Source organism: Burkholderia sp. JP2-270 (assembly GCF_003233675.1).
GTDB classification, from domain to species: Bacteria; Pseudomonadota; Gammaproteobacteria; order Burkholderiales; family Burkholderiaceae; genus Burkholderia; species Burkholderia pyrrocinia_C.
Window position 1 is genome coordinate 973,321 of the sequence record NZ_CP029824.1, and the last position, 14,562, is coordinate 987,882.

The window sequence follows — 14,562 nt, forward strand, 5'->3', positions numbered from 1 at the left end:
GAAGCGCGTGCCGGCCGCGGAGTGTCTGCATGCACGGCGGGGCCAATCATCGTCGGACAACACATGCATGCGGGCCGACTTGCAGATAAGCGACGTTCCGTTGTCTGACCGGGGAATGCAGTGATCGGGCGGCGGCGGACGTTTTTTAATCCGGAATGTTTTTCCGGTCACCGTCGAAAGACGGTTTCGGGGGGCGAATCGACAGACGGCGAAGCCGCAGCGATTGCGCCAACGTAAAAGCGCCGCGAGGGCGCTTTTTTCTTTTGGGCGACGGATGCGTGCAATGTACGTGCGGATACGCGTCACGCGCCTTCGTCCGCCTGCAGCGCACCGGGCGCCACGACATCGACACCCGCCGCCTCGAGCGCCGCGCGGATTCGCTTCGCGAACGCCAGCGCATGCGGCCCGTCGCCGTGCAGGCAGACGGTCTGCGCGTTCAGCGGCACCCATTCGCCGCTCAATGCACGCACGTGCCGGTTGCGCACCATGTCGAGCGTGCGCGCGAGCACCGCTTCTTCGTCGTCGATCAGCGCGCCGGGCTGGCTGCGCGGCACAAGCGAGCCGTCCGCGCGGTAGCCGCGATCGGCGAACACTTCCTCCACCGCGGCGAGCCCCGCCTGCCGCGCGGCCGCGACGAACACGCTGTTCGCGAGCCCGAACACCGCGAGCGACGGATCGAAATCGTGGATCGCGGACACCACCGCATCGGCGATCATCGGGTCGCGCGCGGCCTGGTTGTACAGCGCGCCGTGCGGCTTCACGTGCGCGATGCGCCCGCCTTCGGCCTGCGCGATCGCCGACAGCGCGCCGAGCTGGTACAGCACGCCGGCGTAGATGTCGCCGGCCGGCAGCTGCATTTCCTTGCGGCCGAAATTCTCCGGATCGTGAAAGCTCGGGTGCGCGCCGATCGACACCCCTTTCTGCACGGACCAGCGCACGCAGTCGCGCATCGCATTGGCGCCGCCCGCGTGCCAGCCGCATGCGATGTTCGCCGACGTGACGAGGTCGAGCAGCGCCTCGTCCGATCCGCATCCTTCGCCGAGATCGGCATTCAGATCGATTTCCATGATGTTCCTCGTCCACTGATTGCGTGGCGCGTTTTCCGTACCGCTTCCGCCATTGTCACGCCGCGCGCGATTGGGCGCGGCGGCGCGCTTCCTCGCGCATGTCGATCGCGATGTCGATCTGCCGCAGATACGCACGTTCCGCGGCGAGGGCGGCACGCGCCGCGTCGGGAGTCGTGCGCACGAAGCGGATCGGCAGGTTGAGCCGTGCCTGTGCGAGCTTCCACAGATCGGCGCGGATCACCGTGCCGATCTTCGGGTAGCCGCCGGTGGTCTGCGCGTCGTGCATCAGGACGATGGGCTGGCCGTTCGGCGGCACCTGGATCGTGCCGGGCAGCACCGCGTGCGACAGCAGCTCGACCGGCCGCTCGCGCACGAGCTCGGCGCCGGCGAGGCGATAGCCCATCCGGTTGCTGTTCGCGGTGACGAGCCATTCGTCGTCCCAGAACGCCTGCTGCGAATCGGCCGCGAACGACGCGTAGTCGGGGCCCGGCAGCACGCGCACGGGCATCGCCCACGGCGCATGCGCGGGGCGGTGGCGGCGCGGCGGCTCGTCGACGCGCGCGAATGCGCACCACGCGGGCGCCTTCACGCCGAATTCGGGCGCGTCGGCCGCGAGGCAGCCCGCGCCGGCCGGCGGCACGCCGACCGGGAGCCGATCGCCGTCGCGCAGCGTGCGGCCGCCGAGGCCGCCGAAGCGCGACGCGAGATCGGTGCTGCGCGAGCCGAGCATCGGCAGCACGTCGATGCCGCCCGCGATGCACAGGTAGCCGCGCATCCCGCGTTTCGCGGCCGGCAGCACGAGCATCTGCCCGGCTTCGACCGGCAGGCTCCACCACGAATACACGCGCCGGCCGTCGAGCGTCGCGCCGAATTCGGTGCCGGTGATCGCGATGCGGGTGGCGCGCGTGAAGCGGAATGCGGTCGGACCGATCGTGATCTCGACGGCCGCCGCGTCGGGGCGGTTGCCGACGAGCCGGTTGCCGACCTCGAGCGCGAGGCCGTCGAGCGCGCCGCCCTGTGCGACGCCGAGATGGCGCGCGCCGCGGCGCCCGAGATCCTGCACGGTCGACAGCGGGCCGGCCCGCACCACCTCGATGGTGCCCGGTGCGTTGCTCTGGGTCATCGTGCGTCGACTCCTGCAATGGTGAAGCGCACGCGATCGCCGGGCAGCAGCAGCGTCGGCTGCGGCCGCGCCGGATCGAACAGCACGTGCGACGTGCGGCCGATCAACTGCCAGCCGCCGGGCGACGTGGCCGGGTAGATGCCCGTCTGCACGCCGCCGATGCCGACCGAGCCGGCCGGCACCTCGAGGCGCGGCGCCGCGCGGCGCGGCGTGTGCAGCGATGCGTCGAGGCCGCCGAGATACGCGAAACCCGGCTGGAAGCCGATGAAGAACACGACGTATTCGCCGGCCGCGTGGCGCGCGACCACCTCGTCTACCGACAGGCCCGTGTGCGCGGCGACGGCCGCCAGATCGGGGCCGGCGGCACCGCCGTACTCGACCGGGATCTCGACTTCGCGGCCGTCCGCGTGCTCGACGTCGGCCGTCTCCCACGCGTCGCGCAGCGCCGGCGTGAGCGACTCGGCCGTCGCGGCGAGCGGGTCGAACACGATGGTCAGGTTGTTCATGCCCGGCACGACGTCGATCACGTCGGGCCACGCGCGCGCGGCCTCGGCAACGGCCCACACGCGGCGCTGGCAATCGAGCGTGGCGGGGGGCGGCACCTCGCAGACGAGGGCGGCATCGCCGAGCGGATAAAAGCGGGGTTGCGTCATCGGACTGGCACGGTTCGGACGGCAATGTTAGCGCACATTGTCAACAAGATATCGATAACTTACCAATAAGCGTTTTCGCCTAGCCCGTATACGGGGCCTTCTGACGTACACTCGGCACACCCTGACATCCTGCTTGCGCCGCCTTTCCATGAAGCGTTCTCCGACCAAGATCGTGTCATCCGAACACCTCGTTTCCGATTCGAGCGCGGAGCTGTCGGAGCTCGAATACGGGCTCATCATGGCCGGCAACGCGTTCAACCGCTGGATGGTGCGCTGCATGTCGGCGGCCGGCGCGAAGGACATGACGGCGGTCGAGGTGTCGCTGCTGCATCACGTGAGCCATCGCGAACGCAAGAAGAAGCTCGCCGACATCTGCTTCGTGCTCAATATCGAGGATACGCACGTCGCGACCTATGCGCTGAAAAAACTGATCGCCCGCGGTTACGTGAAGAGCGAGAAAAACGGCAAGGAAGTGTTCTTCTTCGCAACCGACGCGGGCCGCGACCTGTGCCTGAAGTATCGCGAGGTGCGCGAGCACTGCCTGATCGAGACGCTGAAGGACAGCGGGCTCACCAACGAGCAGATCGGCGACGCGGCGCAGTTGCTGCGCCACGCATCGGGCCTGTACGACACGGCCGCGCGCGCGGCGGCGTCGCTGTAAACGATTGCGGAAAGTGTTGCGCGCGGCGTTGCGCTGACGGGCGTGCGGCGACGGCCGTGGCGCCGCGCGCCGCGTCATCCGGCGGCCGGGTAGAGCGCGCCGTCGGTCACGATCCAGCGCAGCGCGAGATCGTGCGCTTCGGCCGGCAGCGCATCGACGCGGCACGCTTCATACGCGATGCCGACCGTCACCGGCAGCGTGTCGCCCGGCCACGCGGCGAGCGTGCGGTCGTAATAGCCGCCGCCGTAGCCGAGCCGGTAGCGCTGCGGATCGAATCCCACGCAGGGAATCAGCAGCAGGTCGGGCACGACGACGATGCCCGCCGCCGGTTCCGGAATCCGGTGATGACCTTCGCGCATCGGCGTGTGCGCGTCCCACGCATGGAACGCGAGCGGCGTGTGCCGCTCGCCGATCACGGGCAGCGCGGCGCGCCGGCCGGCACCGGCCGCGCACCACGCGAGCACCGCGTCGCGCGCATCGAATTCGCCCGGCAGCGGCCAGTAGAACCCGACCGTGCGCGGCGCGAGCCGGTCGAGCAGCGTGCGCAGCCGCGCGTCGAGCGCGGCGTTCGCGGCGGGCTGCGACGCGGCGTCGCGACGCGCGCCGGACAGCGTTTTGCGCAGTGCAACCTTCGGGTTCGGCACAGGGTGGCGTGCTATGCTTTCGCTCAATTCGTGCTCCATTCAAAACGATGTCGAACAGCCTTTTCCGAGTATATCGTGCGGTCGCGCTGACGCTTTCGGCGGCCGCGCTCGTCGCGGGCACGGCCGCATGCGCCGCACCGGGCGACGACACGGTCGCCGGGGATGACCAGATCTTCGTGCAGCTTCGCGAAGCCGCACGCCGCAACGACGCCGCGAAAGCCGCGCAGCTTGCGTCGATGATCCCGAACTATCCGGTCCCGTCCTACGTCGAGTATTTCCAGATCAAGCCGCAGCTGTTCGATTCGACGGGCCGCGCGCGCGTCGACGCGCCGGACGCGCCCGTGCAGTCGTTCCTGCAGCGCTACGACGGCCAGGCGATCGCCGACCGCCTGCGCAACGACTACCTGCTCGTGCTCGGCGCGCGCCACGACTGGCGCAGCTTCGACGATCAATACAAGCGCTTCGTGCTCGACGACGACACGCAGGTCAGGTGCTACGCGCTCGAATCGCGCGCGGCGCGCGGCGAGAACGTCGCCGATGCGGCGCGCGCGCTGCTCGTCGAGCCGAAGAACTACGGCGACGCGTGCGTCGACCTGATCACCGCGCTCACGGTCAACCAGCAGTTCACGAGCGACGACGTGTGGCAGCAGGCGCGCCTCGCGTACGAGCAGAACTACACGACGCTCGGCGGCAAGATCGTCGATGCGCTCGGCCCGCGCCCGGTCGCCTTCGACCAGGCGACGAGCGCGCCGCCGCTGTACCTCGCGCGCGGCGTCGGCCCCGACGCGACGTCGCACCAGCTCGCGCTGATCGCGCTCGGCCGCATGGCGCGCAACGATCCGGACGCGGCCGCCGGGATGCTGACGTCCGTCGCCGGCTCGCTCACGAAACAGGAACAGGCGATCGCATGGGGCGCGATCGGTTACCAGGGCGCGATCAAGCGCTCGCCGCTCGCGTCGGTCTGGTACGCGAAATCCGCGAATGCGCCGCTGTCGAACCCGGGCTACGAATGGCGCACGCGCGCCGCGTTGCTCGCCGGCAACTGGCCGATGGTGCGCTGGTCGATCGAGCAGATGCCGCCGTCGCTGCGCAGCGATCCGGCGTGGATCTACTGGCATGCGCGTGCGCTCAAGCAGAGCGGCGACACGCTGCAGGCGAACCAGGAGTTCGAGCAGGTCGCGGGCCAGTTCAACTTCTACGGGCAGCTCGCCGGCGAAGAGCTCGGCCAGCGCACGACGGTCCCGCCGCGCACGAAGGTGAGCGACGCGGAGATCGACGCGATGAGCAAGATCCCGGGCTTCGCGCTCGCGCAGCGCTTCTACGCGCTGAACCTGCGCCTCGAAGGCAACCGCGAATGGAACTGGCCGCTGCGCGGGATGACCGATCGCCAGCTGCTCGCGGCCGCCGAGTACGGCAAGCGCGTCGAGCTGCTCGACCGCACGGTCAACACGGCCGACCGCACGAAGGCCGAGCACGACTTCACGCTGCGCTACCCGTCGCCGTACCGCAACATCGTCGAGCGCTATGCGCAGTCGACGGGCCTCGACATCGAATGGGCGTACGGGCTGATCCGCCAGGAGTCGCGTTTCATCACGACCGCGCGCTCGTCGGTGGGCGCGGGCGGCCTGATGCAGCTGATGCCGGCCACCGCCCAGCTCGTCGCGAAGAAGCTCGGCATGGGCACGATCACGCGCGCGCAGATGCACGACATCGATACCAACGTCCAGCTCGGCACCTGGTATCTGGCGGACATCTACAACAACTTCGACAGCTCGCCGGTGCTGGCCACCGCCGGCTACAACGCGGGCCCGGGCAGGCCGCGCCAGTGGCGGCAGGTGTTGACGCAGCCGGTCGAAGGCGCGATCTTCGCAGAGACGATTCCGTTCAACGAGACGCGCGACTACGTGAAGAACGTGCTGTCGAACACCGTCTATTACGCGGCGCTCTTCGAGGGCAAACCGCAGTCGTTGAAGAAACGTCTAGGCATGATCTCGCCCTGATCCGCAATCTTCACACTGCCGCGCGAGACGCGGCAGTGTTTTTTTGAGGTGTCGAACATGGATCGCCAGACCGTCGCTCTGCTGGGCGGCACCGGCTTCGTCGGCAGCCGGCTCGTCAATGCGCTGATCGACGCCGGCAAGCAGGTGCGGATCGGCACGCGGCGGCGCGACCACGCGCGCCATCTGCAGATGCTGCCGGTCGAGATCGTCGAGCTCGAGGCGCTCGACACGCGCACGCTCGCGCGCTTCGTCGCCGGCGCGCACGCGGCGATCAATCTGGTCGGCGTGCTGCACGGCGGCCGCGGCACGCCGTACGGGCCCGGCTTCGAGCGCGCGCACGTCGCGCTGCCGGCCGCGCTTGCGAGCGCGTGCGCCGAGGTCGGCGTGCGGCGCCTGCTGCACATGAGCGCGCTCGGCGCCGATTCGCACGGCGCAAGCATGTACCAGCGCTCGAAGGGCGATGGCGAAGCGGCGCTGCATGCGATCGCGGCGACCGATTCGCTCGAGCTGACGATCTTCCGCCCGTCGGTCGTGTTCGGCCCCGGCGACTCATTCCTCAACACGTTCGCGAACCTGCAGCGCACGGTGCCCGTGCTGCCGCTCGCGATGCCCGACGCGCGCTTCCAGCCGGTGTTCGTCGGCGATGTCGTGCGCGCGTTCGTCAACACGCTCGATCTCGCGGCCGCGCACGGCAAGACCTACGAACTCGGCGGCCCGACCGTCTATACGCTCGAGCAACTGGTGCGCTATTGCGGCACGCTGGTCGGCCGGCAGGCACGCATCGTGCGGCTGCCCGACGCGCTTGCGCGGCTGCAGGCAAGCGTGTTCGAATGCCTGCCCGGAGAACCGGTACTCACGCGCGACAATCTCGCGTCGATGTCGGTGCCGAACGTGCTGTCGGGGCCGCTCGCGCCGGAACTCGGGATCACGCCCGCGAGTCTCGAAAGCATTGCGCCCGCGTATCTCGGCAACACCGCGGCGCGGTCGCGGTTCGACTGGTTCCGCTCGCGGCGGCGCTAGGCCCGGCCCGGCCGGGGCGCCGTCGTTCAGCATCGTCCTTTCCACCTTCGCGTTTTCCGGAAACACCATCATGAAACTCGTCATTGGAGACAAGAACTACTCGTCGTGGTCGATGCGTCCGTGGCTGCTGCTCGCGCATTTCGGCATCCCGTTCGACGAGATCGCGGTCGAGCTGCGCCGCGACGACACGGCCGCGCGGATCCTCGAGTATTCGCCGTCCGGCAAGGTGCCGTGCCTGATCGACGACCACGGCGTCGCGATCTGGGATTCGCTCGCGATTGCCGAGACGCTCGCCGAGCGCTATCCGCAGTTTCCGATGTGGCCGGCCGATCCGCTCGAACGCGCGCATGCGCGCTGCATCGCGGCCGAGATGCATTCGGGCTTCGCGGCGCTGCGCACGCAGATGGGCATGAACGTGCGTGCGTCGATGCCGGGGCGCGGCGCGACGCCCGACGCGCTCGCCGATATCGCGCGCATCGACGCGCTGTGGAGCGCGTGCCTCGAGGCGTCGGGCGGGCCGTTCCTGTTCGGCGAGTTCGGGATCGCGGATGCGATGTACGCGCCCGTCGTGATGCGCTTCAACACGTACGAGCCGGGCCTGTCGCCGGACGCGGCCGGCTACGCGGCGCGCGTGACGGCGCTGCCGGCGGTGCAGCGGTGGATCGACGCCGCGCGCAGCGAGACCAACGTGATCGCCGAATACGAGCCGCAGCCATGAACATCTACGCAGTAGGCGGTGCGATCCGCGACGAACTGCTCGGCGTGCCCGTGCAGGACCGCGACTACGTGGTGGTGGGCGCGACGCCGGAGCAGATGGCCGCGCAGGGCTTCCGGCCGGTCGGCAAGGATTTTCCGGTGTTCCTGCATCCGCACACGCAGGAGGAATACGCGCTGGCGCGCACCGAGCGCAAGACGGCGGCCGGGTATCACGGCTTCCAGTTCCATTACGCGCCGGACGTGACGCTCGACGAGGATCTCGCGCGGCGCGACCTGACGATCAACGCGATGGCGCGCGAGGTGAGTCCGGAGGGCGCGCTGGTCGGGCCCGTGATCGACCCGTTCGACGGGCAGGCCGACCTGCGCGCGCGCGTGTTCCGGCACGTGAGCGACGCGTTCGTCGAGGATCCGGTGCGGATCCTGCGCATTGCGCGCTTCGCCGCGCGGTTCGCGGATTTCACGGTCGCCGACGAAACGCTCGCGCTGATGCGGCGGATGGTCGACGCGGGCGAGGCCGACGCGCTGGTGCCCGAGCGTGTGTGGCAGGAAATCGCGCGCGGGCTGATGGAGGCGAAGCCGTCGCGGATGTTCGCGGTGCTGCGCGACTGCGGCGCGCTCGCGCGCGTCCTGCCCGAGGTCGATGCGCTGTGGGGCGTGCCGCAGCGCGCCGACTATCACCCGGAAGTCGATACGGGCGTGCACGTGATGATGGTCGTCGACTACGCGGCGAAGCAGGGCTATTCGCTGCCGGTGCGCTTCGCGGCGCTCACGCACGATCTCGGCAAGGCGACGACGCCGGCGGACGTGCTGCCGCGCCACGTCGGCCACGAGGGCCGCAGCGTCGACCTGCTCAAGCCGCTGTGCGAACGGTTGCGCGTGCCGAACGATTGCCGCGATCTCGCGCTCGTGGTCGCGCGCGAGCACGGCAACCTGCATCGCGTGATGGAGATGGGCGCGGCCGCGCTGGTGCGGCTGTTCGAGCGCAGCGACGCGCTGCGCAAGCCGGCGCGTTTCGCCGAGATGCTGCAGGCGTGCGAATCGGATGCGCGCGGGCGGCTCGGGCTCGACGCGCAGCCTTATCCGCAGGCCGAGCGGCTGCGCGTGGCGCTCGCGGCCGCGCGCAGCGTCGATGCCGGCGCGATCGCGCGCGGCATCGGCAGCGAGGCGGAGAAGATCAAGGAGGCCGTGCATCGCGCGCGGATCCAGGCCGTCGCGCAGGCGCTCGCGATCGGCGAATAGGGGCAGGTATGAAAGGGGCGGGCGGCGCGCGGCCGTCAGCCGTTACGACTTCATGTGCGCGGCTGCCTTGCGCGCAGGGGTCGCGGCCGCCGGACGTTTGCCGGCGGATGCGCGCGGCTTGGCAGCCGCCTGCTTTTCCGCCGCGCCGGCCGGCCGGGCCGGATCGGCGTCGCGGCCGCGTTTCGGTGCCGGTTCGCGGCGGCTCGTGCGCGGTTCTCCCGGCGCCGTGCGCACAGCGGGCGCGGGCTGCCTGATTTCCATCGTCGCGGACACGAATTCGGCACAAGTGTCGTCGAACAGCGGTAGCGTGCCGACCACGATCAGTTCGGCGGGCCCGTCGCCCATGTTGGCGACGCGATGCCGCTTGCGCGCGTCGAAGTGCAGCGAGTCGCCGGGCGCCAGCGGGTAATCCTTCTTGCCGATCGTGTAGCAGATGCGGCCGGTCAGCACGTAGACGAATTCGTCGCCGCCGTGCGACACCCATTCCGAGCGGTAGCCTTCCATCATCTGCACCTTGACCGCGTTGATCTGACTGCCGTCGAACGTGGTGGACAGCCGTTCGTACCACTGCGACGCGCTGTCGACCGCGTACGGTTCGCGGCTGCCTTCGTGCGAATCGGGCTGCGCCTGGCGCGGCTGGTCGATCAGCGCGCCGAGCGGCACGCCCAGCGCCTTCGCGACATTGACGAGCGACGACAGCGAGATGCCCGTGAGATGGCGCTCGACCTGCGACAGGAACCCGACCGACAGCTTCGCTTCGGTCGCGACTTCCAGCAGCGTCTTCTTCGCTTCCCGGCGCAGGCGGCGAATGCGCTGGCCGATACGCATGATGTCTGAATCCATGAATCTCTTTCGTGGCAACGAGTCGGGAGGCGAGCGGAGGGGCGGTGCAGTCGCCGGGACGTTGCTTTCCGCGCATCGCACGAAGCACGGCCGTCGGGACGACGATGCCGGCGCATTGTACCGCGCGGTGTCGCCGGGCGAGGCCACGTTGCGCCTGCGTACGGAACCGTGCCGCCGATTTTAGTCCTACGAAAATTTTGGCTTGACCTCAATTTCAGCGTGCTCTAGATTCTGTCGCGCGCATCAAACAAAGTTAAGTGAGACAAAAATTTTCGCGGACCTGCCGCTGGCACTGCACAGCGGCCCGGCGACGTGCAGTGCCGCGCGTCGCCCGACCATCGGCGCCGTGTCGCGACAAGCCTGCTTCAGGCATGCGCCCCGCCGCGTCACGCCGCCGGCCGCCGACAACAATGGATAACGTGGGCATCCGATGATCGATCGACTGAAATACAGCTTCTCCGGCCTTCCCCCGTACGACGCGTCCGTCGCCGACACGCAGGCCGGCCTGTCGCGCCTGCTCGACGCCGCGCGGCTCGACGCGGTGGTGGTCACGTCGCAGGACGAATACGTCACCGAGTACCTGCCGCGCAGCAATAACCCGCGCTATGCGCTGTCGGGCTTCGACGGCTCGGCCGGCTGCGGGATCTTCCTGAGCGCGGAAACCGCGCGGGCGCTCGGCGCGCCGCCGTTCGTGCTGTTCGTCGACGGCCGTTATCACCTGCAGGCCGAGCAGCAGTGCGATCCGGCGTGCGTGCGCATCGAGAAGCTCGGGATGAACCTGACGATCTGGCAGGCGATGGCCGACTGGCTGGTCGCGCATGCGAGCCGGCTCGCGCGGGTCGGCTACGACGGGCTGCGGATCAGCGTCGCGCAGCGCGACCGGCTGCTCGAGCAGACGCAGGCCGCGGTGCTCGACTGGACGAGCCTCGCCGATCGCGAGATCGACCGTGCGATCGCGCTGCCGGGCTGGGTCGTCGAGCGGCCGATCTTCGAGCTGCCTGAATCGATGACGGGCCTGAGCGTCGCGCAGAACCTGGACACGCTGAACCGCAAGCTCGCCGCGCGTACCGGCGCGGCCGACGACAGGACCGCGTTCTTCACCTGCGCGTCGGACGATCTCGCGTATCTGCTGAACAGCCGCGGCTATCACATCCCGAATGCGTCGTCGCACCTCGGCTTCCTGTTCGCGGTCGGCGGGGAGGTCGCGCTGTTCTTGCCGGAAGGCTGCGACCGCTGCGAAGTCGCGCTCGAGTCGTATCCGGCGCTGCACGTGATCCGGCGCGATGTCGCGGCGCTCGAGCGCTTTCTCGCGCAGTTCGCGGTCGATCACGTGTGCTACGGCTTCGAATCGGTGAACTGCGCGCTCGTCGACGCGGTGAGCCGCGTGTGGCCGCACGCGCGGCATGCCGACTTCAATCCGGTCGAGGCGATGCGGGCCGCCAAGACGCCGGCGGCGCTCGACCGGTTCCGCGACGCGTTCGCGCGCAGCTCCGCGGCGATCGCCGAGACGATGCGCTGGGCGAAGACCGGCGAGCCGGGCGCACGCCACACCGAATACGACCTGGCGCGCACGATCAACGACGCGTACGGTGCGCGCTCGGCGGTTGCGCTGACGTTTCCGTCGATTGCGGCGAACGGCGCGAACAGCGCGTTCGCGCATTACACGGCGGCGAGCGCCGACGTCGAGCTGACGGAAGGCGAACTGGTGCTGCTCGACAGCGGCGCATACTACGAAGCCGGTTTCGCGACGGACTGCACGCGCGTCGTGCTGCGCCGCACGCGCGCGGATACGGTCGCGCAGCCGTGGCAGCGCGAGATCTACACGGTCGCGCTGAAGGCCTGCATCAAGGGGCTCGTCACGCGCTTCCCGGCCTCGGCGACGGGCGGCGACGTCGATGCGCTCGTGCGGCAGGTGTGCCGCGATCACGGCCACGATTTCGGCCACGGCACCGGGCACGGCGTCGGGATCCACGTGCACGAAGGCGGCGTGCGTTTCGCGCCGGGCGCGAAATACGGGCTGGTGCCGAATGCGGTGATTTCGGTCGAGCCGGGCATTTACGTGCCGGGCAAGGGCGGCGTGCGGATCGAGAACATCGTGATCATCCGGCCGGACGAAGCGCAGCCGGATACGGTGACGTTCGAGAACATCGTGACGGTCGGCTACGACTGGGACCTGATCGATCTCGACCTGCTGGATGACGACGAGCGCGCGTACCTGCGCGACTACGAGCGGCTGTGCGTGGAGCGCGGCACGCAGGTCACCGCGTGTCCGCTGTTGTAAGGAAAGGCAACGCAGGCGCGCGGCCGCCGGGCGGCCGCGCGGCGCGACGTCAGCGCGTCAGCGCCGACACGCGTCCGTCGGGGCCGTAGACGCCGGCCGGCGCGGGCGCCGAGCGCAGCACCGCGAGCGCGCGCTCGTTGTAGTCCATCCGGATCCGGATCAGCATCCCGTTGTTCGCATTGGCCTGGCGCGCGCGTTCGGCGGCCTGCTGCAGCAACTGCCAGCGGCCGGCGAGGCGTGCATCGCGCTCGGCGGCCTGGTCCATCCCTTTCTTGCCCGACGCAAAGCCGAGCGCGGACAGCTGCGTGTCGCGCGTGCGTTCGAGCTGCGCGAGCCGGTCGATCAGCTCGCTCTTCTTCTCGACGATCCCGGGCAGCATCTCGAGCGGCTCCGCCGTCGTCAGCGCTTTTTCCTCGTAGGCGAGCAGGGACGCGAACGCCTCGACCGTCGCGTGTTCGTCGTTGACCGTGGCCAGCAGCTCTTCTCTCATCGCGTCATGCTCGTCGCGCCGGTGCGCGGGGTGCGGCGCGCCGGCAAACCGGGGGACCGGCCGCGAGGCGGCCGGCTCAGCTGCCCTGCGGGCGCTGCTGCTGCAGCAGTTCGCGGGCGGTGTTCAATACGCCGTCGGCAATCTTGTTCGCGTCGATCGTCAGCGTGCCGTTGTTCAGCGCTTCCTTGATCGACTGGACCAGGCCCGTGTCGATATCGGCGTTGCCGGACGCGGATGTCGAGCGCAACTGGCCGGACAGACCCGACAGGTTCACGGTCGCGTCGCCGCCGTTCGATCCTGCGTCGGCCGCCTGCGCGGACGACTGGGCCGCGCCGGATTGTGCACGGGCCGCGCCGTTGCCGGTCGGCGCGAGAGGGCTCGGTTTCGGAGTGGAATCGATCTTCACGATGGGTTTCCTGTACGGGTTGACCCAGATAACGGCCGGGTCGGCCCGAACTTTAGCATCGTGAGCCCGAAATTCTCCGAATAAACAATTCTTTGCAATCTTGCGGCGAGATCCGTCCCTACAGCGGAATTTCCACGGTGCCGGCGTCCTTGACGATTGCCGTGACGATCTGGCCCGCCGCCATCCGTACCCGCACCGACTGCCCGGGCGCCGCATTCGCGAGCACGCTGCCCTCGGCCGAAATCGTGAAACCGGGGCCGGCCGCGACGACCCGCACCGTCTGGCCGGCCGACACCGACGCCGCGCTCTTCAGCATGTCCTGCCGCAGCGGCAGCCCGGCCGAGATGCGCGCGAGCGCGGTCGAGCCGACCGCCTGCGCCGGATCGGTGATCACCGCGAGCGGCAGCACCGTCAGGTCGCCGTCGCGCGCGACCAGGTCGGCCGCGCCCAGCGGCTCGCCGGGCGCGATCTGGCGCGCGGCGACGTAATAGGTGGCCTGCACGGTGACCTTTGCCTGCAGGTAGACGGTCCACGGCCGTTCGCCCGCGCAGCGCACGCCGACCGTCGTGCGGCCCCACAGGCGCGCGCCGGTCGGCAGGAACGGCTCGAGCGTCGTGCACGCGGCGAGCCCGCGCGGAAACGCGGTCGTGACCGTCGCCGTGGTCTTGCCGGGCAGGCCCGCGATCTGCTGCTGCAGGAACGCGAGGGCCGCGCGCCGGATCGAGTCGGGGTCCTGCTGGCCGGGCGGCGTCGCGCTCTGGGCCGCGGGGGCCGCCTGGGCCGGGTTGGCGGAAGCCGCCGGCGTGCGCGGCGCCGGCGCGGCTGACGCGGCGCGGGCCGCCGCCATGCGCGCGGCGACTGCCTGCGGCGCCGGCCGAGCGGGATTCGACGCGGGCTCGGCCGTCCCGGCGATGACCGTCGCAATGGCGCTGGGATCGGCGGCGCGCGGCGTGCCGTAGGCCGCGTTCGCACGAGCGGCTGCGTAGACGGGGGCCGGAGCGGCTACCGGTGCGGACGGCGGCGGAACGTTCGTCACGACCATCGCGCCCGCCGGTGGCGCCGCATAGCCGGCAGCGGCCGCACCGGCAGTGCCGGCCGTTGCGCGCCCGGCGTCCGGCGCCGTGCCCGAACCCATCCCCGCATTCCCGCCGAACTGCCCGCCGCTCGCCGCATTGGCGTGCGCGAGCGCGGTTTCGGCCGTCTCGCCGCGTCCGGGAATCACGATCGTCCCGTCGTCCGCGTGTGCGGCCGGTGCGGCGATCCACAGCGCCGCGGCGAGCGCAAACGCACGCCGGACGTGCGTGAGCCGCCCGTTCCTGCCGCGAAGTGCGTTGCCGGTCATCGCCGTGTCCTCGATCCGTTGATCCGATTTGCATTCTAGGGAGCGGCGCCGCCGCGCAAACGATGAATAGAGGGGG

14 protein-coding genes are annotated in these 14,562 nt (G+C 69.9%); 6 read left to right on the forward strand and 8 right to left on the reverse strand.

Annotation, left to right across the window (positions count from 1 at the left end; translation table 11 throughout):
* Window positions 1-302: 302 nt before the first annotated feature.
* Genes pxpA through pxpB form a run of 3 tightly spaced genes read right to left on the reverse strand, consistent with a single transcriptional unit; the run spans window position 303 to window position 2,843 of the window.
* On the reverse strand, window positions 303-1,067 hold the full coding sequence (gene pxpA / locus DM992_RS04655; RefSeq protein WP_034179283.1) for a 5-oxoprolinase subunit PxpA: 765 nt from the start codon (window positions 1,065-1,067) through the stop codon (window positions 303-305).
* A 55-nt stretch (window positions 1,068-1,122) separates the two neighbouring features.
* On the reverse strand, window positions 1,123-2,190 hold the full coding sequence (locus tag DM992_RS04660) for a biotin-dependent carboxyltransferase family protein (RefSeq protein ID WP_111015903.1): 1,068 nt from the start codon (window positions 2,188-2,190) through the stop codon (window positions 1,123-1,125).
* Window positions 2,187-2,843, reverse strand: a complete 657-nt coding sequence (gene pxpB / locus DM992_RS04665; RefSeq protein ID WP_111015904.1) for a 5-oxoprolinase subunit PxpB — start codon at window positions 2,841-2,843, stop codon at window positions 2,187-2,189. The genes DM992_RS04660 and pxpB overlap by 4 nt, the downstream gene beginning before the upstream one ends.
* 148 nt (window positions 2,844-2,991) lie before the next feature.
* On the opposite strand from pxpB, the gene DM992_RS04670 reads away from it, so the two are divergent.
* Entirely contained in the window at window positions 2,992-3,504 is a 513-nt protein-coding gene (locus DM992_RS04670) for a winged helix DNA-binding protein (RefSeq protein WP_034179280.1), read from the forward strand.
* A 74-nt stretch (window positions 3,505-3,578) separates the two neighbouring features.
* Here DM992_RS04670 and DM992_RS04675 read toward each other — a convergent pair whose 3' ends face one another.
* On the reverse strand, window positions 3,579-4,187 hold the full coding sequence (locus DM992_RS04675; RefSeq protein ID WP_111015905.1) for a 5-formyltetrahydrofolate cyclo-ligase: 609 nt from the start codon (window positions 4,185-4,187) through the stop codon (window positions 3,579-3,581).
* A gap of 8 nt (window positions 4,188-4,195) precedes the next feature.
* Here DM992_RS04675 and DM992_RS04680 point away from each other — a divergent pair, with 8 nt between their 5' ends.
* The 4 genes from DM992_RS04680 to DM992_RS04695 all read left to right on the forward strand — a co-directional run bounded on the left by DM992_RS04680 (window position 4,196) and on the right by DM992_RS04695 (window position 9,124).
* Window positions 4,196-6,148 carry a lytic transglycosylase domain-containing protein gene (locus DM992_RS04680; protein WP_111015906.1) on the forward strand — a complete coding sequence of 651 codons (1,953 nt, stop codon included), beginning with the start codon at window positions 4,196-4,198 and terminating at the stop codon, window positions 6,146-6,148.
* Between the two features lie 57 nt (window positions 6,149-6,205).
* A complete protein-coding gene (locus DM992_RS04685) occupies window positions 6,206-7,168 on the forward strand; it encodes a complex I NDUFA9 subunit family protein (protein ID WP_111015907.1) in 963 nt (320 codons plus the stop codon).
* Between the two features lie 70 nt (window positions 7,169-7,238).
* Window positions 7,239-7,886: a glutathione S-transferase family protein gene (locus tag DM992_RS04690; RefSeq protein WP_111015908.1), complete on the forward strand. Its 648-nt coding sequence runs from the start codon at window positions 7,239-7,241 to the stop codon at window positions 7,884-7,886.
* Window positions 7,883-9,124, forward strand: coding sequence for a multifunctional CCA addition/repair protein (locus DM992_RS04695; protein WP_111015909.1), 1,242 nt, complete (start codon window positions 7,883-7,885; stop codon window positions 9,122-9,124). The genes DM992_RS04690 and DM992_RS04695 overlap by 4 nt, the downstream gene beginning before the upstream one ends.
* A gap of 42 nt (window positions 9,125-9,166) precedes the next feature.
* On the opposite strand, the gene DM992_RS04700 is transcribed toward DM992_RS04695, so the two are convergent.
* The gene (locus tag DM992_RS04700) at window positions 9,167-9,967 is read right to left on the reverse strand and encodes an XRE family transcriptional regulator (RefSeq protein WP_111015910.1); all 801 of its coding nucleotides are present in this window, start codon (window positions 9,965-9,967) and stop codon (window positions 9,167-9,169) included.
* Window positions 9,968-10,397: 430 nt separating this feature from the next.
* On the opposite strand from DM992_RS04700, the gene DM992_RS04710 reads away from it, so the two are divergent.
* Window positions 10,398-12,248, forward strand: a complete 1,851-nt coding sequence (locus tag DM992_RS04710; protein ID WP_111015912.1) for a M24 family metallopeptidase — start codon at window positions 10,398-10,400, stop codon at window positions 12,246-12,248.
* A gap of 49 nt (window positions 12,249-12,297) precedes the next feature.
* Here DM992_RS04710 and DM992_RS04715 read toward each other — a convergent pair whose 3' ends face one another.
* From DM992_RS04715 to flgA, 3 genes are all read right to left on the reverse strand, one after another.
* Window positions 12,298-12,738, reverse strand: a complete 441-nt coding sequence (locus DM992_RS04715) for a flagellar protein FlgN (protein WP_111015913.1) — start codon at window positions 12,736-12,738, stop codon at window positions 12,298-12,300.
* Window positions 12,739-12,814: 76 nt separating this feature from the next.
* Window positions 12,815-13,144 carry a flagellar biosynthesis anti-sigma factor FlgM gene (flgM, locus tag DM992_RS04720; protein WP_111015914.1) on the reverse strand — a complete coding sequence of 110 codons (330 nt, stop codon included), beginning with the start codon at window positions 13,142-13,144 and terminating at the stop codon, window positions 12,815-12,817.
* 118 nt (window positions 13,145-13,262) lie between these two features.
* Window positions 13,263-14,486, reverse strand: coding sequence for a flagellar basal body P-ring formation chaperone FlgA (gene flgA, locus DM992_RS04725; protein ID WP_111015915.1), 1,224 nt, complete (start codon window positions 14,484-14,486; stop codon window positions 13,263-13,265).
* Window positions 14,487-14,562: the final 76 nt, after the last annotated feature.

Coding starts and splice junctions, on each gene's coding strand:
- pxpA (WP_034179283.1), bottom strand. CDS start 1,067: ATGGAAATCGATCTGAATGCCGATCTCGGCGAAGGATGCGGATCGGAC.
- DM992_RS04660 (WP_111015903.1), bottom strand. CDS start 2,190: ATGACCCAGAGCAACGCACCGGGCACCATCGAGGTGGTGCGGGCCGGC.
- pxpB (WP_111015904.1), bottom strand. CDS start 2,843: ATGACGCAACCCCGCTTTTATCCGCTCGGCGATGCCGCCCTCGTCTGC.
- DM992_RS04670 (WP_034179280.1), top strand. CDS start 2,992: ATGAAGCGTTCTCCGACCAAGATCGTGTCATCCGAACACCTCGTTTCC.
- DM992_RS04675 (WP_111015905.1), bottom strand. CDS start 4,187: ATGGAGCACGAATTGAGCGAAAGCATAGCACGCCACCCTGTGCCGAAC.
- DM992_RS04680 (WP_111015906.1), top strand. CDS start 4,196: ATGTCGAACAGCCTTTTCCGAGTATATCGTGCGGTCGCGCTGACGCTT.
- DM992_RS04685 (WP_111015907.1), top strand. CDS start 6,206: ATGGATCGCCAGACCGTCGCTCTGCTGGGCGGCACCGGCTTCGTCGGC.
- DM992_RS04690 (WP_111015908.1), top strand. CDS start 7,239: ATGAAACTCGTCATTGGAGACAAGAACTACTCGTCGTGGTCGATGCGT.
- DM992_RS04695 (WP_111015909.1), top strand. CDS start 7,883: ATGAACATCTACGCAGTAGGCGGTGCGATCCGCGACGAACTGCTCGGC.
- DM992_RS04700 (WP_111015910.1), bottom strand. CDS start 9,967: ATGGATTCAGACATCATGCGTATCGGCCAGCGCATTCGCCGCCTGCGC.
- DM992_RS04710 (WP_111015912.1), top strand. CDS start 10,398: ATGATCGATCGACTGAAATACAGCTTCTCCGGCCTTCCCCCGTACGAC.
- DM992_RS04715 (WP_111015913.1), bottom strand. CDS start 12,738: ATGAGAGAAGAGCTGCTGGCCACGGTCAACGACGAACACGCGACGGTC.
- flgA (WP_111015915.1), bottom strand. CDS start 14,486: ATGACCGGCAACGCACTTCGCGGCAGGAACGGGCGGCTCACGCACGTC.